At 66.7% G+C, this 21,223-nt stretch carries 19 protein-coding genes and 1 tRNA gene; 15 read left to right on the top strand and 5 right to left on the bottom strand.

Annotated elements, in window-relative coordinates; genetic code table 11:
- Nucleotides 1–18 precede the first annotated feature (18 nt).
- Nucleotides 19–94, top strand: a tRNA-Trp gene (locus tag AX709_RS14540).
- 50 nt (nucleotides 95–144) lie between these two features.
- On the opposite strand, the gene AX709_RS14535 is transcribed toward AX709_RS14540, so the two are convergent.
- Complete coding sequence (locus AX709_RS14535; protein ID WP_156454287.1) at nucleotides 145–993, bottom strand: hypothetical protein; 849 nt, start codon at nucleotides 991–993, stop codon at nucleotides 145–147.
- 428 nt (nucleotides 994–1,421) lie between these two features.
- On the opposite strand from AX709_RS14535, the gene secE reads away from it, so the two are divergent.
- Genes secE through AX709_RS14520 form a run of 3 tightly spaced genes read left to right on the top strand, consistent with a single transcriptional unit; the run spans nucleotide 1,422 to nucleotide 3,214 of the window.
- Nucleotides 1,422–1,616: a preprotein translocase subunit SecE gene (gene secE / locus AX709_RS14530; protein WP_066482657.1), complete on the top strand. Its 195-nt coding sequence runs from the start codon at nucleotides 1,422–1,424 to the stop codon at nucleotides 1,614–1,616.
- Nucleotides 1,617–1,657: 41 nt separating this feature from the next.
- Nucleotides 1,658–2,194, top strand: coding sequence for a transcription termination/antitermination protein NusG (nusG, locus tag AX709_RS14525; protein ID WP_066482659.1), 537 nt, complete (start codon nucleotides 1,658–1,660; stop codon nucleotides 2,192–2,194).
- Nucleotides 2,195–2,227: 33 nt separating this feature from the next.
- The gene (locus AX709_RS14520; RefSeq protein ID WP_066550431.1) at nucleotides 2,228–3,214 is read left to right on the top strand and encodes an NAD(P)H-binding protein; all 987 of its coding nucleotides are present in this window, start codon (nucleotides 2,228–2,230) and stop codon (nucleotides 3,212–3,214) included.
- A gap of 19 nt (nucleotides 3,215–3,233) precedes the next feature.
- Here AX709_RS14520 and AX709_RS14515 read toward each other — a convergent pair whose 3' ends face one another.
- A complete protein-coding gene (locus AX709_RS14515; protein WP_156454286.1) occupies nucleotides 3,234–3,602 on the bottom strand; it encodes a hypothetical protein in 369 nt (122 codons plus the stop codon).
- A gap of 107 nt (nucleotides 3,603–3,709) precedes the next feature.
- On the opposite strand from AX709_RS14515, the gene AX709_RS14510 reads away from it, so the two are divergent.
- The 6 genes from AX709_RS14510 (at nucleotide 3,710) to AX709_RS14485 (ending at nucleotide 12,123) form a co-directional block, all read left to right on the top strand.
- On the top strand, nucleotides 3,710–6,496 hold the full coding sequence (locus tag AX709_RS14510; protein ID WP_066550427.1) for a hypothetical protein: 2,787 nt from the start codon (nucleotides 3,710–3,712) through the stop codon (nucleotides 6,494–6,496).
- A 207-nt stretch (nucleotides 6,497–6,703) separates the two neighbouring features.
- On the top strand, nucleotides 6,704–7,135 hold the full coding sequence (rplK, locus tag AX709_RS14505) for a 50S ribosomal protein L11 (protein ID WP_066482671.1): 432 nt from the start codon (nucleotides 6,704–6,706) through the stop codon (nucleotides 7,133–7,135).
- 4 nt (nucleotides 7,136–7,139) lie between these two features.
- A complete protein-coding gene (gene rplA, locus AX709_RS14500; protein WP_066482672.1) occupies nucleotides 7,140–7,838 on the top strand; it encodes a 50S ribosomal protein L1 in 699 nt (232 codons plus the stop codon).
- Nucleotides 7,839–7,999: 161 nt separating this feature from the next.
- Complete coding sequence (locus tag AX709_RS14495; protein ID WP_066550422.1) at nucleotides 8,000–8,410, top strand: BLUF domain-containing protein; 411 nt, start codon at nucleotides 8,000–8,002, stop codon at nucleotides 8,408–8,410.
- Between the two features lie 426 nt (nucleotides 8,411–8,836).
- Nucleotides 8,837–11,020: a TonB-dependent receptor gene (locus AX709_RS14490; RefSeq protein WP_082731801.1), complete on the top strand. Its 2,184-nt coding sequence runs from the start codon at nucleotides 8,837–8,839 to the stop codon at nucleotides 11,018–11,020.
- The gene (locus AX709_RS14485) at nucleotides 11,020–12,123 is read left to right on the top strand and encodes a PepSY-associated TM helix domain-containing protein (protein WP_066550420.1); all 1,104 of its coding nucleotides are present in this window, start codon (nucleotides 11,020–11,022) and stop codon (nucleotides 12,121–12,123) included. The genes AX709_RS14490 and AX709_RS14485 overlap by 1 nt, the downstream gene beginning before the upstream one ends.
- A gap of 83 nt (nucleotides 12,124–12,206) precedes the next feature.
- Here the strand turns inward: AX709_RS14485 and AX709_RS14480 are convergent, their stop codons facing one another.
- Genes AX709_RS14480 through AX709_RS14470 form a run of 3 tightly spaced genes read right to left on the bottom strand, consistent with a single transcriptional unit; the run spans nucleotide 12,207 to nucleotide 16,367 of the window.
- Nucleotides 12,207–12,509, bottom strand: coding sequence for a hypothetical protein (locus AX709_RS14480; protein ID WP_066482675.1), 303 nt, complete (start codon nucleotides 12,507–12,509; stop codon nucleotides 12,207–12,209).
- A 24-nt stretch (nucleotides 12,510–12,533) separates the two neighbouring features.
- Nucleotides 12,534–15,395, bottom strand: coding sequence for a M16 family metallopeptidase (locus AX709_RS14475; RefSeq protein WP_443026182.1), 2,862 nt, complete (start codon nucleotides 15,393–15,395; stop codon nucleotides 12,534–12,536).
- A 15-nt stretch (nucleotides 15,396–15,410) separates the two neighbouring features.
- Entirely contained in the window at nucleotides 15,411–16,367 is a 957-nt protein-coding gene (locus tag AX709_RS14470) for a hypothetical protein (RefSeq protein WP_066550411.1), read from the bottom strand.
- 115 nt (nucleotides 16,368–16,482) lie between these two features.
- Between AX709_RS14470 and AX709_RS14465 the strand changes: the two genes are divergently transcribed.
- From AX709_RS14465 to AX709_RS14445, 5 genes are all read left to right on the top strand, one after another.
- Complete coding sequence (locus AX709_RS14465) at nucleotides 16,483–17,268, top strand: glycosyltransferase (protein ID WP_066550408.1); 786 nt, start codon at nucleotides 16,483–16,485, stop codon at nucleotides 17,266–17,268.
- A 63-nt stretch (nucleotides 17,269–17,331) separates the two neighbouring features.
- Entirely contained in the window at nucleotides 17,332–17,790 is a 459-nt protein-coding gene (locus AX709_RS14460) for a GreA/GreB family elongation factor (protein WP_066550536.1), read from the top strand.
- Entirely contained in the window at nucleotides 17,787–17,969 is a 183-nt protein-coding gene (locus AX709_RS14455) for a hypothetical protein (protein WP_066550405.1), read from the top strand. The genes AX709_RS14460 and AX709_RS14455 overlap by 4 nt, the downstream gene beginning before the upstream one ends.
- A 268-nt stretch (nucleotides 17,970–18,237) precedes the next feature.
- Entirely contained in the window at nucleotides 18,238–19,365 is a 1,128-nt protein-coding gene (locus tag AX709_RS14450) for an NAD(P)/FAD-dependent oxidoreductase (protein WP_443026191.1), read from the top strand.
- Nucleotides 19,366–19,431: 66 nt separating this feature from the next.
- Nucleotides 19,432–21,159 (top strand): DEAD/DEAH box helicase, encoded by a 1,728-nt coding sequence (locus tag AX709_RS14445; RefSeq protein WP_066550391.1) that lies wholly within the window; start codon nucleotides 19,432–19,434, stop codon nucleotides 21,157–21,159.
- Nucleotides 21,160–21,223 lie beyond the last annotated feature (64 nt).

Raw genomic sequence — 21,223 nt, 5'->3', positions numbered from 1 at the left:
TAGGGACCTGCGCTGCACAGGAGTGTAGCTCAGTTGGTAGAGCATCGGTCTCCAAAACCGAGGGCCGGGGGTTCGAGTCCCTCCACTCCTGCCACGTCGGCGACCTGGTGAAGGTCTGGCGATGAGGCCGACCCGGGCCGCATCTCACGCCGCCGGTCGGCGCCTCCCGGCATAGAGCAGACCCGACGACACCCGGATCAGATGCGTCTCGAAAAGGCGCGCCAGGATCGGGTCGATGCCCTGCCAGAATGCGGTCGCGCGCTCGGGAATGTCCTCGATCACGAACCACTGGCCGGGGCGAAGCTTGCGCACCGCATAGCCAAGGACCGCCAGGTTCGCGTTGGGCGAATGCAGACCGTCGTCGATGATCAGGTCAAGGCTGTCGGGCAGGCTGGCGTCCAGCCGTTCGAAGCTCGACAGATCGGTCTGGTCGACGAAGAACGATCGGATGCGCTCCTCCGTGAACAGAATATCGCGGTCGATATCGGCACCGAAGATCTGGGCGTCCTTCAGATAGTCGCGAAACGCGCGGAGCGACGCGCCCGGCCGTCCTTCCGATCCCATGTTGGAAGCGACATCGACATTGTTCGTACCCATGCCGATCTCCAACATCGCCTGCACCGCACCGATCTCGGCCAGGATGCGGCCGTAAGCGAGGTGATATTGGTGGACATTGGCCTTGTCGCTGCCATGGCCGTCAAACAGCGGTTTCATCGCGTCGGCGATCGCCCGATGCGCCGGATCGGCACAAAACGCCTCGGCATCCTCGATCGCGATCGGCGTAATGCCGCAACCCCGCACCACCTCCACCAGAAAGGGAAAGGTCTGGTCACACGCCTGCAGCGTGAGGTCGGTCAGCTGGCGTAATGATCCAGGCGCGGAATTGGGCGCAAACAGCGGCAGGCGCGCGATAACGTCCGAACGGGCCATAAAGGTGTCGCGCCGGTTCTGCACCGCCTTGACGAGCCGCGTACCCAAACTCCTGCGCGTCATCGTTCAATCCTGTATTCAGCCAGCGGAGGCAAAGCGGATAGACAAGCCCGAACGTCGGGGCAATCCACGCATTGCCCTTTCCGGTCACGGCTGTCCGTCAATTTTGCCGTCGATACAGTCTGATAGTGTGCCGGAGGTGCGGGCCATATGCGGCCTGACCCGCCATCGGCTCGTTTGGGCGCATGTCGTCACGGCAGCGCCGCGACCACGCCCCGGTGTCAGCACGGATAGGTCGGCGCGGCACCATTGGCGAGGTCCGTACCACCGGTCGCCGACCACCTGTCGCGCATGCTTGCGAAAGCCGCCGTCCTTCGCTAGATACTGGTCCCAATCCGACAGCGTTGGGGGGATGGCGCCGGTTCCTGAAAGCAGGACCGGGCGGCGGACCTTTGCCAAAAGCGGTCGATGCAACAACAGGATGTTTCAAGGTGGCCAAGACTTCTCCCGCCGAGTTTTTTCGCCAGGTCAATGCCGAGCGCGCGAAGATCACGTGGCCGTCGCGGCGCGAAACGATCATGACTGCCGTCATGGTCGTCATCATGGCGACGATCCTGGGCGTCTTCTTCCTTGCGGTCGATTCGGCGTTCGACATGATCGTCAAGAGCCTGCTGGCGCTGGCCTGAGCCCGACTGCGCCCATCGCGACCCAAACAACGGAACTTTACATGGCACGCTGGTACATCATCCACGCTTATTCGGGCTTCGAGAACAAGGTTCGCGACGCGATCATGTCGGAGGCGACCCGCATGGGGCTCGACCAGCTCGTCGAGGCGATCGAGGTGCCGACCGAGAACGTCACCGAGGTGCGCCGGGGCAAGAAGGTCCAGTCGGAGCGCAAGTTCATGCCGGGCTATGTGCTCGCCAAGCTCGAGTTGAACGACGACGTCTATCACCTGGTCAAGAACACGCCGAAGGTGACCGGCTTCCTGGGTTCGTCGGGCAAGCCCCAGGCGATCAGCGAAGCCGAGGCGACGCGGATGCTCAATTCGAAGGAAGAGACCGCCGCCGCGCCGAAGCAGAAGGTCAAGGTCGATTTCGAGATCGGTGATCAGGTCAAGGTGCTCGACGGCCCCTTCGCCAGCTTCAACGGGCTGGTCGAAGAGCTCGATTTCGACAAGTCGAAGGTCAAGGTGTCGGTGTCGATTTTCGGTCGCGCCACCCCGGTCGAACTCGATTTCGAACAGGTCGAGCGCAGCAAATAATCAAGATGCCGACGGCGACGCGCGGGTGATCATATGACGCCGCCCGCCCCCGCTCCGCCCGCGCGCCGCGTCTTGCTGCTCGGCGCGACGGGGACGATCGGTCGCGCGACCGCGCGCGAGCTTGTCACGCGCGGGCATTACGTCGTCTGCCCGGTCCGGCGCAGCGCCCGGACGCTCCCCGAGCTCGACGGTGCGCAACTGCACATCGCGGAAGCCGCCAGCGCGGGGGCGCTTGCCCGCGACGCGATTCGCGCGGACGGCTTCGATGTCCTGATCTCCTGCCTTGCGTCGCGCACCGGCGTCCCCGCGGACGCTTGGGCGATCGACCATGCCGCGCATGTCGAGGCATTGGCGGCCGCACAGGCCGAGGGGATCGGCCGCATGATCCAGCTGTCGGCGATCTGCGTACAGACCCCCCGCCTCGCCTTTCAGCACGCCAAGCTGGCCTTCGAGGCCGCGTTGATGCAGTCCGGGCTCGACTGGACGATTGTCCGCCCGACCGCCTTCTTCAAATCGCTGTCGGGTCAGGTCGAGCGCGTCCGGCGGGGCAAGCCCTTCATGGTCTTCGGCGACGGCCGGCTGACCGCGTGCAAACCGATCAGCGACCGCGATCTCGCGACATTTCTGGCCGATTGCATCGACGCCCCGGCGCGGATCAATCGCGTTCTGCCGATTGGCGGGCCGGGTCCCGCGATCACCCCGCGCGACCAGGGCGAGATGCTGTTCGAACTGACGGGACGGCCTGCGCGTTTCACCCACGTCCCGGTCAGGATGCTCGACGCGGTCATCGCCGCGCTCGACGCGGGCGGGCGCGTGAGCACGCGCCTCGCAGCCAAGGCCGAGCTCGCGCGAATCGGGCGCTATTACGCGACCGAATCGATGCTGGTGCGCGACGAGGCAACGGGCGCCTATGACGCCGATGCCACGCCCGCGTTCGGCAATGACCGGCTGCGCGACCATTACGCACGGCTGATCGCGGCAAAGGTCGACGCGGCACTGGGCGATCACGCCGTCTTCTGACGCGCGCCGCGCCTGCACTTCAGCGGGTGAACCCGAAACGCCGCATCAATTCCGCGCGCGTGAAGAGGCGCGGCTTGCCCCCGCCGGCAAGCGGCCTGAAGTTTCCTGTTTCGAGCTGATACACGCCCGGGCGCACTTCGCGATACCACGGCCGGTCGATCGGTGCGGCATGCGTGCGAAGGTGTTCCAGATAGGCATCCAGCGTCTCGAACGTCCTGCCGCCGGAATCGGGCAGTCGTTTCGGGGGTGTGCCCGATCGCGGCGGAGATGAAGCGTCCTTTTCAGAAACATGACCGGCGTGCTCCGATCGGCGCGACGCCATCGCATCATCGGAAATATTGACGCTGCCCAGAGCCATTAGGCAGGCGAGACCTGTCAATACAACCATGCCCGATCCTTCTGCAAAAGAGTGTTTGAAGTCATCGCCGATCCATGATCCTTTGTCGTCATCGGGGGCGATGTCGATGCCCCGGCGTTAGCAGGAAAGGGTCGTTCATGTATCTCGACATCGAAGCACTGGGTGCGGCGAAGGCTGAACAGTCGGTGGTGAACTGCGGCTGTATGGCCTGCCAGGGCAAGGCGTTCGGCAATCGCGACGGCAATTACGACATTCCCGCGACGATCGCCGGAATCGTCCCCGGAACCGTACCGGCGACGATCAAGGTCGATTCGGACGCGACGCTGGGCGGAACGCTGACCGCCGATGGTCAGGGCGTCTTTTCGCTCACCCTGGTGGCCGGCCAGACCTATTCCTTCGCACTGCGCGGTGCGGGCGAGGACCCGCTCGCCGACCCGCTGCTCGCGCTGTTCAGCGGCACCGGCTCGTTGATCAGCTTCGACGACGATGGCGGCGTCGGCATCACCTCGCTCCTGACCTTCACCGCCACGACCAGCGGCACCTATTTCGTCACCGCGCAATCCTTCGATCCCGCCGATGACGGCGACTACACCCTCGACATCTGGGTTCAGCGGCCGACCGACCAGGTTCCCGACACCTTCGCCGGTGCCGTGGAAATCGAGCTCGGCACGACGTTCGGTCACATCGAGACCAGCCAGGATACCGACACCTACAAGATCTATCTCGAGGCCGGCAAAGTCTACCTTTTCGATCTGGCGGGGGGGACCGATTACCGGACCAATCCCAACGCCGTTCCGAGCGGTGAACTCGACACGATCCTCGCGCTCTATGACGCGGGCGGCAATCTCGTCACGTTCAACGACGATCTCAGCTTCCCAACCGATCTCAGCTCGGGGCTGATCTTCGTGCCGGAAGAGAGCGGATACTATTATCTCGATACGCTCGCTTACCCCAATCAGACCGGCGGCTATACGCTCGACGTGCGCGAGGTCGACCCCAGCCAGTTCGATCCGCTCGATTCGATCAACTGGGCGAACGCCAACAATGTCGAGTTCGTCGACGTCAACGGCGTGCCGACCGCTTACGTCTATTTCGGCGATTCCGACGAAAATTTCGGCCAGACCGGTGACGATGGCGGGCCGATGGTGACCATCGACTGGAACGACTTCGAAAAGCAGCAGGTGATGCTCGCGCTCCGGGAATTCGAGCGTGTCCTGGGCGTGAAGTACGAGATCACCGAGGACGTCAACCAGGCGACGTTCCGCCTGCTCAAGACCGAGTCCGAACAATATGGCGCGTATTTCTTCCCCCAGGATCCCGCGTTCGGCGACGACCAGGGCGTCGGCGTTTTCAACGTCCTGAGCGGGGGGTGGAGCTTCGATCAGCAGCAGAGCCTGTTGCAGGGCGGCTATTCCTTTGCCGTCATCCTTCACGAATTCGGCCATGCGCACGGGCTCGCCCACCCGCATGACAATGGCGGTGGCTCGGAAGTCCTGCTGGGCGTGACCTCGGCGACCGGCACGCTCGGCCTCTACGACCTCAACCAGGGCGTCTACTCCACGATGTCGTACAACGACGCGTGGCAGCTCAATCCTGCCGGCCCGACGCCGTTCACCGCGGCGGGGCTGGACAATGGCTGGTCGGGGACGCTGGGGGCGTTCGACATCGCCGTCCTGCAGGCGCGCTATGGCGTGAACCCCTACAACACCGGGAACAATGTCTACGAGCTGCGCGACGTCAACGAACTCGGCACCTTCTACACCACCATCATCGACACGAGCGGCGTCGATGAAATCCGCTATTCGGGCGCGCTCGACGCTCAGATCGATCTGACCGCAGCGACGCTGGACTATTCGCCGACGGGCGGCGGGGTCGTGTCGTTCGTCGATGGCATCTGGGGCGGATATACGATCGCCAACGGCGTCGTCATCGAAAACGCCAGCGGCGGCAGCGGCAACGACGTCCTGCTCGGCAACGCCAGCGCGAATACGCTGAACGGCAATGGCGGCGACGACCTGTTGATCGGCCGTGGCGGCGCGGACGTGCTGAACGGCGGGGCCGGGTTCGACACGATCAGCTATGTCGACGCGGAAAGCGGCGTGCGCGTCACCGTCGGCAACAGCGGGGCGGGCTCCAGCAGCGACGGCGATCGCTTCACCGGTATCGAGCGCGTCATCGGCAGCGCGTTCGCCGATACGTTGAGCGGCGGCAACGGCGACGATGTGCTGGAGGGCGGTGCCGGCAATGACCGCGTCGATGGCGGCAACGCCAATGACCGGCTGTTCGGCGGCGCGGGCGACGACACGATCGACGGCGGCAACGGGACCGACCGGCTGGCGGGCGATGCCGGCAACGATCGGCTCGACGGCGGGAACGACAATGACGCGCTGGCCGGCGGCAGCGGCAATGACCGGCTGGACGGCGGAAATGGCCGCGACACCATCGACGGTGGCGAGGGCGACGACACGATCGACGGCGGCAACGACAATGACAGCATGTGGGGCGGGGGCGGCAACGACCGCATCGAAGCCGGCAACGGCAACGACACGCTGGTCGGCGGCGCGGGCGCGGACAGCCTCTATGGCGGGAACGGAAACGACACGCTGTGGGGCGGCGAAGGCGACGACCGGCTGGAGGGCGGCAACGGTTCCGACACCTTCCTGTTCGCGCCGGGCGGCGGCACCGACACCATCGTCAATTTCGACCGCGGCGACCGCATCGACCTGACCGCCTTCACCGGCATCGGGAAGAGCAACGTGACGATCTCTGCCGACCGCATCTTCATCGAAAATGGCGACAACGACGTCACCATCCTGTTGAGCGGGGGCGACCGCGTGACCGAAGCGGCGCTCATCTTCGCGACCTCGGGCTCGGCCAGCACGATCAGCCTGCTCACGCCGCCGCCCGAACTGCTGGCGGCCTGATCCGTCGACCCGGCGGGCCGGAACCAACCGGCCCGGAGGGAAGTATCAAATGATTGCGCGGCGCACGGCTTTACGCTATGCGCCGCGCCTTCCTATTCCGCGTGAATGGAAATGTTGCGGGAGGCCGTTCGAAAGAGCGGTCGCTTGGACCGCTAAACTTGGTGCCGGCACGCCCCGCGCGTCCGGCCGATAGAGTGAGTGAAGTAAATGGCGAAGAAGATTACCGGCTATATCAAGCTGCAGGTTCCTGCAGGCAAGGCCAACCCGTCGCCGCCGATCGGCCCTGCCCTGGGTCAGCGCGGCGTCAACATCATGGAATTCTGCAAGGCGTTCAACGCGCAGACCGGCGACCAGGAAGCGGGCACGCCGCTGCCGACGGTCATCACCGTCTATGCCGACCGCTCCTTCTCGTTCGAGACGAAGACCCCGCCGGCGACCTACCTGATCAAGAAGGCGGCGAACCTGAAGTCGGGCTCGAAGGAGCCGGGCAAGGTGTCGGCAGGCAAGATCGCGCGCTCCAAGCTGAGCGAGATCGCCCAGGCGAAGATGAAGGACCTGAACGCCAACGACATCGAAGCGGCGACCCGCATCATCGAAGGCTCCGCCCGCGCGATGGGCCTCGAAGTGGTGGAGGGCTGAGATCATGGCAAAACTGACCAAGAAGCAGAAGGCGCTGGCCCAGGCGATCGACGCCGAAAAGCTGCACGGCATTGACGAGGCGATCGCGCTGGCCAAGGCGAATGCGACCGCCAAGTTCGACGAGACGATCGAAGTCGCGCTCAACCTGGGCGTCGACCCGCGTCACGCCGACCAGATGGTGCGCGGCGTCGTCACGCTGCCCGCCGGCACCGGCAAGACGGTGCGCGTCGGCGTGTTCGCCAAGGGCGCCAAGGCAGACGAAGCGCGCGAAGCCGGGGCCGATGTGGTCGGTGCCGAGGACCTAATGGAAACCATCCAGGGCGGCACGATCGAATTCGACCGCTGCATCGCCACGCCCGACATGATGGGCCTGGTCGGTCGCCTGGGCAAGGTGCTGGGCCCCAAGGGCCTGATGCCCAACCCGAAGCTGGGCACCGTCACGATGAACGTCGCCGAAGCGGTCAAGGCGGCCAAGGGCGGCCAGGTCGAATATCGCGTCGAAAAGGCCGGCATCATCCACTCCGGCATCGGCAAAGCGAGCTTCGCCGAGGCCGATCTGCGCGCCAATTTCGACGCGCTGGTCGACGCCGTGGTCAAGGCCAAGCCGTCGGGTGCCAAGGGCAAATATGTCCGCAAGATCGCGGTCAGCTCGTCGATGGGCCCGGGCATCAAGGTCGACGTGGCGGAAATCGCCGCAGCCTGATCGCTTCGACGCGCGAATTAACAAGGGCCTGGCGGCGACGTCGGGCCCTTTTCATATTCGCTCTGGCGCGACGGCGTCCGCGATCGCAGCCGGTCCCGAAGTCCTCGCTTGCACGAGCGCTCGTTTCGCGTACCCCGGTCGAGGTTCGACGGGAGCAGGCCATGGTGAAGCAGTTGATCTATCGGTCGCAACCCTTCGGCTTCGACCGGGCGATGCTCGCCGGAATCCTGTCCGGCGCGCGGCGGAACAATCCCCGCGACCAGATCACCGGTGCGCTGATCTGTCGTCAGGACTTGTACCTGCAGCTGATCGAGGGCCCCGAGCCGGCCATCGATGCGCTATATGAGCGGATCGTGGCTGATGATCGCCACGGCGATGTGCGACTGCTGGTCAGTGCCGAAGTCGATGCGCGGATGTTTCCGAACTGGGCAATGCTGGATGACGAGGCCCCGTCGCTGTTCTGGTCGCCCGACGAGATTGCCGCGGGCGCGCTCGACCGGGCATCGGCGGACGATCTACGCGCCGCCTTCGCCCAGGTCCGCGACCGCGTCGAATCGCGCGCGACCCCCTGATCGCTCGCGCCGATATTTGACGGCGGTCCGACGACAAGGCCGAGCCCGCTTCGAAGAGATCGACCGGGAATGGACACGGTCCTGAAGTCCGGCAGCTTTCTCCCCGTCACCCCGGCCTTGCGCCGGGGTCCCGCTGCTTGATCCGGCGCAAACGACAGCGGGACCCCGGGTGAAGCCCGGGGTGACGGGAAAACCCTGATGTCGGAGACGGGCTTTAGGGTCGCTGCTGCTGCGGCGGCAGCAACCGGGGCGCCTCACCTTGCCTCCCGCGTTCGACCCAGGCGATCTTCGCGTCAAGATACGCCATCAGGGCGTCAAGCTCCGCCGCCCTGCGCGCCAGCCGGGCGGATTGGAGCACATCGCTATTGCGAACCGCTTGCATTTGCAAAAGCGGATGCTACCACGCCTCTCGGAAAAGGGAGGGCCATGCGTTACCAATTCAACATCCTGCTCGCCGCCGGCACGATCCTGTGCCCGTTTTCAGCACATGCAGCTGATCGCGACGATGTGCCCGGTTTGGCTCGCGTCCCTGCCCCGGCGGTACAGTCGACCCTGCCGGCGGACGACGACGCCGACGACGCAATCGTCGTCAGCGCCGCGCGCACGCGGCTGCCCGCAAATGCGCTGCCGCTGACCGTCGACGTCATCGATCGCGAGCAACTGCGCCAGCAGGTCGCGATCGCCGGATCGACCGTCGACGCCGTCGCCAACCTGTCGCCGTCCTTCTCCCCCACCCGCCAGAAATTGTCGGGCGCGGGCGAATCGCTGCGCGGCCGCGCGCCGCTGTTCGCGATCAACGGCATTCCGCAGACGACGCCGATCCGCGACGGATCGCGCGACGGCTATACGATTGACCCGTTCTTCCTCGACCGGGTCGAGCTCATCTATGGCGCCAACGCGTTGCAGGGCATCGGCGCGACCGGCGGGGTGATCAACCAGGTCGTGGTCGAAGCGCCGAAGTCGGACGGGATCGCCGGCCGCTTGCTGCTTCAGGGCAATGCGAGCAACGGGTTCGAGGATGCGGGCTTTGGCGGCAAGGCGGCGGGACTGGTCGCGTGGCGTGGCGGCGCGTTCGACGCGACCGTCGGCGCGGCGTTCGAGCGCCGCGGCGTCTTCCTCGACGGCAATGGCGACGTGATCGGTCCTGACGGTACCCAGGGCGAAGTGCAGGACAGCGACAGCTGGTCCGTGTTTGCGCGGCTCGGCTATCAATTGAGCGACACCGCGCGAATCGAGTTGTTCGCCAACCGGTTCGCGCTGGAGGGCCGCGCCAATTATGTCGTGGTGCCGCGTTCGCCCGCCGACATCGCCGCCGGGCGGCCGACGATCGGCGCGCGTGGCGCGACACCGGGCGAACCCGCGTCCAATCGGGTCGAGACGATCTCGCTCACGCTGACCGACACCGACCTGGCCGGCGGCAACCTGATCCTGCAGGGCTATTGGAACCGGTCGCGCGACATTTTCGGCGGCGGCGTTTTCGCCGATTTCCAGGATCCGCGCATCGACCCCACCCGCACGCTGTTCGAACAGTCGGTCAACCGGTCGCGCAAGATCGGCGGGCGGTTCAGTTACGAACGCGAAGTGATCGACGCGCTTTCCGCCACGGTCGGCTTCGACAGCCTGTGGGACCGCACCGGCCAGGAGCTGCTCCAGACCGGCCGCGCCTGGGTGCCCTTCACCGAATTTCGCAGCCTGGCCCCGTTCGGCCAGCTCAACCTGGGCCTGTTCGACGGAAAATTGCGGCTGGCCGGCGGCGCGCGGTGGGAGAATGTGCGGCTCGACATCCCCGATTACGAAACCCTGTTCTTCTATGGCCCGCAGCAGGTGGCGGGCGGCAGCCCGAGCTTCGACGACGTCCTGCTCAACGGCGGCGTGATCGTCGAGCCGGTAAAGGGCATTCGCGTCTATGGCAGCTATGCCGAGGGCTATACGATCGCCGACATCGGCCGCATCCTGCGCGCGGTGAACACCGCGGGTGTCGACGTCGACAATTTCCTGAATGTCAGCCCGGTGGTGTCGAACAATCGCGAGATCGGGGTTGAGGTGAAACGCGGGCCGCTCGATCTGTCGGCGACCTATTTCTGGTCGTCGAGCGACCTCGGCAGCCTGTTGGTGCGCAACGCCGGCGACATTTTCGAGGTCCAGCGCCAGCGGATCGAAATCGAGGGGCTGGAAATCAACCTGGGCGTCAGGACGCCGATCGACGAGTTGAAGCTCCAAGTGGGCTATTCGCACCTGCTCGGCAAATCGGACAGCGACAATGACGGGCGCGTCGACCTCGATCTCGACGGCGCCAACATTTCTCCCGACCGCGCGCTGTTCGCCGCCGATTATGTCAGCGGGCCACTGACCGCACGGGTGCAGGCGAACGTCTATCTCTCGCGCGACTTTGCGGGTCGCGCGGCGAACACCCGGTTCGAGGGCTATACGGTCACGGACGCCTATATCCGCTACGACACCGGACTGGGCGGAATCAGCCTGGCGGTCCAGAACCTGACCGACGAACAATATGTCAGCTATTACAGCGACACGCTGTTCCAGACGGATCGCACCCGTTTCTTCGCCGGGCGCGGGCGCAACTTCACGCTCGGCTGGGACTGGCGCTTCTGATGCGCTGGCTCGACCTGATTCACCGCTGGACCGGCGGGCTGATCGGCCTGCTGCTCGCGCTGCTCGGGCTGAGCGGGACGATCCTGTTGTGGAAGCAGCAATGGATCTCCGCGCCCGGCAGCGACGATCCCGCGCGCCAGGACGTGGCATCGCTGGCCGCGCAGCTGGATCGCCTGGCGAATGTCGCGCCGGCCGATCGCCCCGCATCGATCCTGTTCGCCAGCGACGGGTTCGGCCTCAGCCAGCTTGGCTATGGGCGCGGCCATGGGGCCTATGCGAACCAGGGCGGCGAGATCGTCGCGCGGTGGGACAGCGTGTGGGCGCGGCCGGAATTGTGGTTGTTCGACCTGCACCATCATCTGCTGATCGGTGAAGCTGGCGAGACGATCAGTGGGATCGCCGGGCTCGTCGGGCTTGGCTTCATTGTCACCGGGGCGATCCTGTGGTGGCGGACCCGGCGGACCTTCCGCCTGCGCCTGCTGCCCCGCCGGCTGACCCGGTCAGCAATCCTGACGCATCACCGCGACCTGGGCATCCTGGTCGCGCCGTTGCTGGCGATCAGTATGACGACGGGAATGATGCTGACGCTACGCCCGGTCGCGTCGGTCATGCTCGCGCCGTTTTCGACGGCGGGCGAGCTCGACGGCATGACCAAGCCGCCGGCGATCAGGGGCAGCGCGCTTCCCGCCCGCATCGACTGGCAACGTGTGCTCGCGCGCGCGCGCCAGCGTTTTCCCGATGCCGAGGTCCGGCTGGTCCGCATGCCAAGGGAGGCCGGCGACCTGGTGCAGCTCCGCATGCGCCAGCCCGCCGAATGGCTCCCCAACGGCCGGACGATGCTGTGGTTCGACCCCGCCGATGCGCGGTTGGTCGAGGCACGCGACGCCATGACGCTGTCACCCGGTTTGCGGGCGTTCAACGCCCTGTTCCCGCTGCATGCGGCGATGGTCGGCGGCATCGCCTACCGGCTGGCGCTGACGTTGGCCGGCGTTGCGCTCACCCTGCTCGGCACGCTGGCGGTGTGGAGCTTCTGGGCGCGTGGCGGCCGCCGCGCGAAGCGAACGGCATCGCGGACACCGATTGCACCGCTCCCCGCCGAATAGGCGACGGCCCCATACCTCCGCAGCAAAACGGCCCGCGCTCCACCGGGGAGCGCGGGCCGCATGGTGTCGGCGGTTTCGCCCGATCAGGCGGCGCGGGTTCCCGAAAGCGGGAAGCTGCCGAACGCGCCGGCGCCGACCGATCCGGTGATCGTGTCGCCGTCGACCGTCGCGGAGCAATCGAGCGTCATCGGCATCGGCACGACGATGTCGACTTTCCAGGTCAGGTTGTTGCCGTCGACCTTGCCGTCCTTGATCTCGGTCGTGCCCATCGCACCCGAATAGGTGCCGGTGAAGGTATCGCCCGACGATGCGACCGACAGCGTCGCCTTCTGATCCCCCATCGGGGTCTTGGCGACGGTATCCCAGTTTCCATCCACATTGGCCATGTTCGTTGCTCCTATCGCGGTCGTTTACTTGGCGGGGCGGCCGGCGGTTGCGGGCATCGCCGCCGCGGCGGCGGGCATGACCTCGACCGGAAGGCCGATCGAGTCAAGCTGGCTGCGGACCTTGCTTGCATCGCCGACGACGACCCAGACGAAGTTCTTCGGGTCGATCGCGGCGCGTGCCGCAGCGTCAAGCTGGGTCGGCTGGAGCGTGCGATATTCGGCCGCGACGGTGCTGTAATAATCGTCGGGCCGCCCGAACCGGTCGTTGGACTGCATCGCGGTCAGCACCGCGCCGCCGGTTTCGTACAGGCCGGCCAGTTCGCGGATCTCACCGTTGATCGTGCGGTCGAACTCGACCTTCGTCGTGCCCTTGTCGTTGAGGAAGCCGCCGATCACCTGTTGCAGCGATTCGATCGCGGGGCCGGTCTTGTCGGCCTGAACGGGCGCGTTGACCACATAGCTGACCGCGCGCTCGTTCAGCCCGAAGCCGCCGCGCGACCCATAGGACCAGCCCTTCGCCTCGCGCAGGTCCAGGTTGATGCGCGACAGGAACCCGGAGCCCAGGATCTCGTTCGACGTCAGCGTCGGAAGCAGATCGGATTTCGGATCGAGCGAGGTCAGCTGCGCCGCGACGATCAGCGATTGCGGCGAATTGGGTCGGTCGATCAAGACGATCTTCGGCTTGGTTTGAACCGGCTGGACGCCGAACGCCTTGACGCCGGGCGCACCGGGCGCGCTCCACCCGCCGAACTGTGCCTCGAGCGCCGCCTTGACTGCGCTCAGCGGCTGATCCGACACGATGAAGAACTTGGCCTTGTCCGGCCGGATCCAGCTGCGGTGAAACGCGACCAGGTCGTCGCGGGTCAGCTTCGCGACCGCCGCCGGGTCGCCGGAACCCGCGGCCAGCTTGGCATAGGGATGCGCGTCGCCGAACAGCAGCCGCGGGGTCACGCGCTGTGCCACGCCCTGCGGATTGTTCAACTCCGCCTGGATCCCGGCGAGCAGCTGGTTACGCACCCGATCGACTTCGGCGGGGGCGAAGGCCGGGTTCTTGACGATGTCCGCCGCCAGCGCGACCGAGCCCGCAAGGTTGGCACTGGGGGTGTAGAGCTGGAGCGTGGTACGATCGGCCGAGCTGTCGCTGGTGATCCGCGCACCCAGCCGCTCGCGCGCTTCGGCGAGTTGGAGCGAATTGAGCGTCGTCGTGCCCTCGTCCATCACCCCCAGCGTCAGCGATTGCGTGCCGAGCTTGCCGTCCGGGTCGGCGGCGACGCCGGCATCGAAGCTCATCGCGATCTGCGTGACCGGCACCGCGGTGCGCTGGGCATAGACCAGCTCGATACCGTTCGACAGCTTGGTCCGCTCGACCTTGGGAAAGCTCAGATCGGCGATCGAGCCGACTTCGGGCCGGGTGCCACGATCGACCTTCGCCACCGGGGCTGCCGCAGCCGCCGGGGCGGGCGCCGCCTTGGCAACGGGGGTTGCCTCGACGTAATTCTCGCGCTCGCCCGGCTCGACGGTCAGGGTGTAGGCAGGGCGCGTCAGCCATTTCTGCATGACCGCGCGCACGTCCGCCGGGGTCGCCGCCGCCAGGGCCGCCAGCTGTTTCTTGTAGAATGCCGGGTCGCCTGCGAACAATGCGCCCTGCGCCAGCGTGACCGCCTTGCCGCCAAAGCCGCCCACCGCCTCCAGGCCCGCCAGGCGTCCTGAGAGCGTGTTGGTGGCCACCCGCTGGACTTCGTCGGCGGTCGGGCCGTTGGCGACCAGATCGGCAATCACCGCGTCCATCCGCGCAATCGCCGCCGCCTTGTCGACGCCCGGACGGACGTCGATCCCGACCCCGAAACTGCCCGCGTCGGTGAGCGATTGGTTGAAGGCGAACGCGCTCACCGCCAGCTTGTCCTCACGCACCAGCGCGGTTTCGAGGCGGGAGGACGCAAGGCCGCCGAGCACGCTGGCGGCGATGTCGAGATGCACCGCGTCGGCGTTCTTGTAGCCCGGGACCGGCCACAGGCGATAGATACGCGTGGTTGCCACCCGATCCTTGATCACTTCGGACTTCGCCTCGGCCAGCGTCGGGATCGTGATCTTGGGCGTCACCGTTTCGGGCCCCGACGGGATCGCGCCGAAATACTTCTCGACCAGCGGCCGTGCCTCCGCTGCGTCGATATCGCCGGCGAGCACCAGGATCGCGTTGTTCGGCCCGTAATAGCTGCGGAACCAGTTCTTCACGTCATCGAGCCGCGCCGCAGACAGGTCGGCCATCGATCCGATCACCGAATGGTGATAGGGATGCCCCGGCGGATAGATGCCTTCGCTCAGCTTGTAGCGGACCAGGCCATAGGGCTGGTTGTCGCCCTGGCGCTTTTCGTTCTGGACGACGCCGCGCTGCTCGTCGAGCAGCTCCTGCGTCACCGCGCCGAGCAGATAGCCCATGCGGTCGCTTTCCAGGAACAGCGCGCGCTCCAGCGCCGGACGCGGCACGGTTTCGAAATAATTGGTGCGGTCGAACGACGTCGTGCCGTTTACGTCGGTCGCACCGATCTCGCGCAGCGGGTCGAAAAAGTCGCCGGGGACATTTTCGGTGCCGTTGAACATCAGGTGCTCGAACAGGTGGGCAAAGCCGGTGCGCCCTTCGGGCTCATGCTTCGACCCGACATCGTACCATACCGAGACCGCGACGATCGGCGCCTTGCGGTCGGTGTGCACGATGACGCGCAGCCCGTTCCTGAGCGTGAATTCCTGATAGGGGATGTCGATCGCACGCGCGATTTGCGCGACCGGCGCGGGCTTCGGCGCGGCCGCAGTCTGGGCTGCCGCAGGCGCGGCGATCTGGGCAACGGTTGCAGTCGCAATCGCAATCAGGCTGGGCGTCAGAAAACGCATGCGGGTCATCCTGTCCTATGGATTGGCACTGGAGCCGGCCGGCTCCGCCTTAGTCGACAGGTGATCATTTCGCAGGAAGCTCGTCAAGACGAAGACCGTCAGATTGGTGATTTGCTTGAGCAGGGTGACCGCCACGAACAGCGCGGCGAGCGCGGCCTGGTCGACGCCGACACGCGCGGTCAGCTCAATGCCGACCGCAAGAAACAGCAGGTCGCGGTTGGGCACGATCGGCAGCTGATTGATCAGCATCTGAACCGTCAGGAACAGCAGCCACGTCGCAAACGGAACCTGCGGCAGAACGATCGACCAGATCGCGACCTCGACCCCCTGCACCATGGCGATGCGGAGGAAATGGACCGCGAGCACGAACAGCGCGGTACCGCCGCCGACCCAGAAAATCTGTCTGCGAAAGCGCAGGGCAACCGGCGCGACGAACAGGATCACCAGCCCTAGCGCGATGAAGAAGGCGCGATAGTCGCCCATCGCGCGCACCAATATCCATCCGCTGCCGACCAGGCTGAACCAGCCGACCAGGATCAGCGTCACCGCCGCTGCGGCGACGCCGGAGAGCAGGGTGCTGTCCTTCACCCCGGCGAGCACCTGGCGCTCGGGCACCCCCAGATGACGGCTCGCCCACCAGAAAAACCAGATATCGCCCGAATAGCCGAACACAACCTGATTGAGCACGCGCTTGCGTAGCAGGACGGGTATTGGAACGGGGGGCGTGTCCGACCAGATGCGCGCGAAGATCAGCCGTTCGGAAATCGGCAGGATCATGAACCCCGCCCAGTAGACGAGGTAAAAGGCCGGTGCGCGCGGTAGCTCGCTCCAGACGCGCGCGATCCCGATCTCCCGAAGGCTGAAGGCGACATAGGCGAGGATCGCGACGATCCATGCGCCGCGAAGCCACGGTCGCGCCCGGGCGAGATGCGGCTGCCAGTCTGCCGCCAGAGCCCGGAACCGCTCGATCACGCCTGTCTTACCCTCGCGCCAGCACCCGTCCGGCGCTGCGGGCCGGGCCGCGACTTGTCAACCATCGCATCAAGTCCTTGACCCGCGAGCCGGTTCGCGGCCAGCGCGTCGCGTGATGTCATGGACCTTCGTCATCGCCTATTTCAACGAAGCCGATTATCTCTCGGCGACGCTGCGCTCGATCGCGGCCCAGCGGGTGCGGCCGCTGCGCCTGATCCTGGTCGACAACGGCTCGACCGACGGATCGGCGGAGATTGCGCGCGCCGAAACGGCGGCGATGGCGGGGGTGCAGACGCTACACCTGCACGAGGCCAAGCCGGGCAAGATCCATGCGCTGGAGGCCGCGATGCCGCACATCGCGACCCCGCTGGTCGCGTTCGGCGACGCCGACACCTTCTATCCCCCCGACTATCTGGCGATCGCCGCGCGGCACTTTGCCGACCCGCGCGTCGCGGCGGTGATGGCGGTCGATGTGCCCGCCCCGCCCGATGGCCTGGCAGCGCGGCGCAGGCGCTTCTGGCGCGCACAGGTCGCGGCGCGGCTGTGGCCGCGCCAGACGCACACCGGCGGGTTCGGCCAGACGTTCCGCACCACGGCGCTGGTGGCGGCGGGCGGCTATGCCCATGCCCACTGGCCCTATGTCCTGATGGACCACGAAATCATGCACCGCGTGCTGGCTCAGGGCCGCGCGGTCTATCCACCCGATCTGTGGTGCATCCCCTCCCCGCGCCGCGCCGATCGTCGGCGGGTGCGCTGGACGCTGGCCGAGCGGCTGATCTACCACGCGACGCCCTATGCGTGGCAGGGCTGGTACTTCCACCGCTTCCTTGCCCCCCGGTTCGCCGCCCGGCGGGCGACCCATCTGGCGCTGCGCGAGAAAAGCTGGCTCCCGCCATCCTGAGCGGATCGCGCTTGCCTCTCAGCGCGTTCTGGCGTTGAATCCCGTTTTGCCAGGAGCATGACCGTGAGCGTCGCATTTCGCCGCGAAAGCGACGAGGAACATAAGGAACCCCGTTTCGAGCTGCCGATCCCGCCCGGCCCCAACTGGGTGACGCCGCGCGGCCGTGCGCTGATCGCGGCGAGGGTCGATGCGCTTGAAGCCGAGATCGCCGGCGCGCCCGACGATGCCGCACGCGAGGTGCTGCGCCGCGACCTGCGCTACTGGCACACCCGCCGCGCCACCGCCGAGGATGCGCCGGCGCCCGATGCGGGCGAAGTCGGCATCGGCAGCCGGGTGCACATCCGTCAAGGCGCGCGGTCGCGGACGATCGAGATCGTCGGCCATGACGAGGCCGAGCCGGGCGCGGACCGCTTGTCCTTCGCCGCCCCGCTCGCCCGTGCGCTGATGGGTGCGATGGCGGGCGAGACCGTCGCGTTCAACGGCCAGCCGATCCGCATCGACTCGGTCGAGACGCCCGCATGAGCGGCGACCGTTTCGAGCGGCACCGCCAGCCGTGGCGACAGGATGAAATCCAGAAGCTGCATACGCTGGCCAAGAAAGGCATGGCGCTGAAGGCGATTGCGAAGGCGCTGACCCGCAGCGAGGAATCGGTGAAGGATCGCGCCAAGGAAGACGGCCTGTCGATCGCCAAGTTGCGGTGAACGCTTCCGCCACGGCGCCGCAGCGAAGGCTGGGGCCTCATGCTGGTGCTGCGCCCTTCGCGGTATCAGATGCCAGCCTAGAACGCTTGTCTCTTCACGTCCCGTTCGTTTCGAGCGAAGTCGAGAAACGTGATGCGGGCGCGACGTTTCTCGACTTCGCTCGAAACGAACGGGTAAGGCGTGTCATCCACTTTGCCGACCCACAGGACACATCTTGCCCGCCTCCCCATCCTATGACGCGATCATCCTCGGCGCGGGCGCGGCAGGAATGATGTGCGCGGCGGTGGCCGGGCAGCGGGGGCGGCGCGTGCTGCTGATCGATCATGCCGACCGGCCGGGGAAGAAGATCCTGATCTCCGGCGGCGGGCGGTGCAACTTCACCAATCTCGGCACCGCGCCCGACCGCTTCCTGTCCGCCAACCCGCATTTCGCCAAGTCTGCGCTGGGGCGCTATACCGCCGCCGACTTCATCGCGCTGGTCGATTCCTATCGCATCGCGTGGCACGAAAAGACGCTGGGCCAATTGTTCTGCGACGGCTCCGCGCGCCAGATCGTCGAAATGCTGGTCGGCGAGTGCGATAAGGGCGCGGTGGAATTCGCGCTCGGCAGGCCGGTCACCGCGGTCGAGCATGACGGCATGGCGTTCCGCGTCGGGATCGACGGACGCATCGTCACTGCAGCCGCGCTGGTCGTCGCCACCGGCGGGCCGTCGATCCCCAAGATGGGCGCGACGGGCTTCGCCTATCAACTCGCCAAGCAGTTTGGCCTCAAGCTCATCGAGCCGCGCCCGGCACTGGTGCCGCTGACGCTGGCAGGCGACGATGCGCTGTTTCGCGAATTGTCGGGCGTCGCCGCGCCGGTCGTGGCGCGTCACGGCAAGGTCGCCTTCCGCGAAGCCGCTTTGTTCACGCATCGCGGCCTGTCCGGCCCCGCAATCCTTCAGGTGTCGAGCTATTGGCGCCATGGCGAGGCGATCGACGTGAATTTCCTTCCCGACCAGCCAAGCGGCTGGCTGCGCGCCGCCAAGCACGCGCAACCCCGCACGACGCTGGCCCGCGCGCTGTCAATCCAGCTGCCCGACCGACTGGCGACCACCCTGGCGGAGCGACTGGCCTTGGCGGGTGAGCTCTCCACCCTCGCCGACAGGCGGCTGGAGGAGGCCGAGCGCCGCCTTGCCGCCTGGCGCTTCACCCCCAACGGCACCGAAGGCTATGCCAAGGCGGAGGTCACGGCGGGCGGCATTTCGACCGCCGAACTGTCATCGCAAACAATGCAAGCCAAACGCGTTCCAAATCTGTATGTGGTCGGCGAAGCGGTCGACGTCACCGGGTGGCTCGGCGGCTATAATTTCCAATGGGCGTGGGCGAGCGGCTGGGCCGCAGGCCAGTCCCTGTAGGTTTCGCCCGATCCCGTTTCCCGCGCTGACCGCCCCGGCGGCCCCGCCACTAATTCAAGAGAGTTCATGCCCTTTTCCGCACTTCCCCCGTTGCTCGGCGACGCATTGTCCGCGCGCGGCTATGCCGCCCCCACCCCCGTTCAGGCCGCCGTGCTGGAGCCCGAGGCGCGCGGCCGCGACCTGATCGTCTCTGCCCAGACGGGTTCCGGCAAGACCGTCGCCTTCGGCCTCGCCTTTGCCGAACAATTGCTGGCCGAGGGCGAGCGGATGGGTCAGGCGCGCGAGCCTCTGGCCTTGGTGATCGCGCCGACGCGCGAACTGGCGTTACAGGTCAGCCGCGAGCTGATGTGGCTTTATGGCCCGGCCGGCGCGCGCATCGCCACCTGTGTCGGCGGCATGGACGCGTCGAAGGAGCGCCGCGCGCTCTCGCAAGGCGCGCATATCGTCGTCGGCACGCCGGGACGGTTGCGCGACCATCTCGAACGCGGCGTGCTCGAGCTTGGCAGCCTGCGCGTCGCGGTGCTCGACGAGGCCGACGAGATGCTCGACATGGGCTTTCGCGACGACCTGGAGGAAATTCTCGACGCGACGCCGGGCGAGCGCCGGACGCTGCTCTTCTCCGCCACCATGCCAAAGCCGATCGTGGCGCTGGCCAAGCGGTATCAGCGCGACGCGCTACGCATCTCGACCGTGACCGAGGAACGCGGCCATGGCGACATCGCCTATCAGGCGGTGACCGTCGCGCCGGCGGACATCGAGAATGCGGTCGTGAACCTGCTGCGCTTTCACGATGCGGAGACGGCGATGCTGTTCTGCGCGACTCGCGACAATGTCCGCCGCCTGCACGCCAGCCTGAACGAACGCGGCTTCGGCGCGGTCGCCTTGTCGGGCGAGCACAGCCAGAATGAACGCAACCAGGCTTTGCAGGCGCTGCGCGATCGTCGCGCGCGCGTTTGCGTCGCGACCGATGTCGCCGCGCGCGGCATCGACCTGCCGACACTCAGCCTGGTCATCCATGTCGAGCTGCCCCGCGATGCCGAAACCCTTCAGCATCGCTCCGGCCGCACCGGGCGCGCCGGCAAGAAGGGAACAGCGGTGCTGATCGTCCCCTATCCCCGCCGCCGCCGCGTCGACGCGATGCTGAAGGGCGCGCGGATCGCCGCCGAATGGATCAAGCCGCCGACGATCGAGGAAATCCGCGCACAGGACCGCGCCCGCCTGATCGAAACATTGCTGCAGCCGGTCGAGGTTGATGACGAGGATCGGGCGCTGGGCGCGCAACTGCTGGAAAAGATGAGCGCCGAGGACGTCGCGGCCGCGCTGGTCCGCGTCCACCGCGCGCGCCTGCCCGATCCGGAGGAGCTGATCGACGGTGCGGGTTCGAGCGGCGAGCGGCCGGAGCGTGGCGAGGGCCACCGCCCGGGATTCGAGGATACGGTCTGGTTCCACATGGACATCGGGCGGCGGCAGAATGCCGATCCACGCTGGATCCTGCCGCTGCTGTGCCGGCGCGGGCACATCACCAAGAACGAGATCGGCGCGATTCGCATCGGGCCGAATGAGACCGCGTTCGAGGTCCGGCGTGCCGCCGCCAACAAGTTTGCGGAGGCCCTTCGCCGCACCGCCGCGACTGAGAGTCCGGAGGATCACGTCCGCATCGAACCGATGCAGGGACCGCCGGGCGCACGACCGCCCCAGCGTCGCGCTGGCCTGCCCCCCGCGCGTCATGCCGCCAAACCGGCACGCCCGACGCTGCATCGCAAGGGGCCGGGCGGCGGCGGTGCGCGCCGATAGCTCGTGCAATGGCACTTTATCGGCGATGTCGCGTTGTCTCGTCGGCGGAATGATCACACGTGCC

Origin of the sequence: Sphingomonas sp. CCH15-F11, from assembly GCF_001557005.1 — a bacterium.
GTDB lineage: Bacteria > Pseudomonadota > Alphaproteobacteria > Sphingomonadales > Sphingomonadaceae > Sphingomonas.
This window is presented reverse-complemented; position numbering and strand designations above follow the sequence as displayed.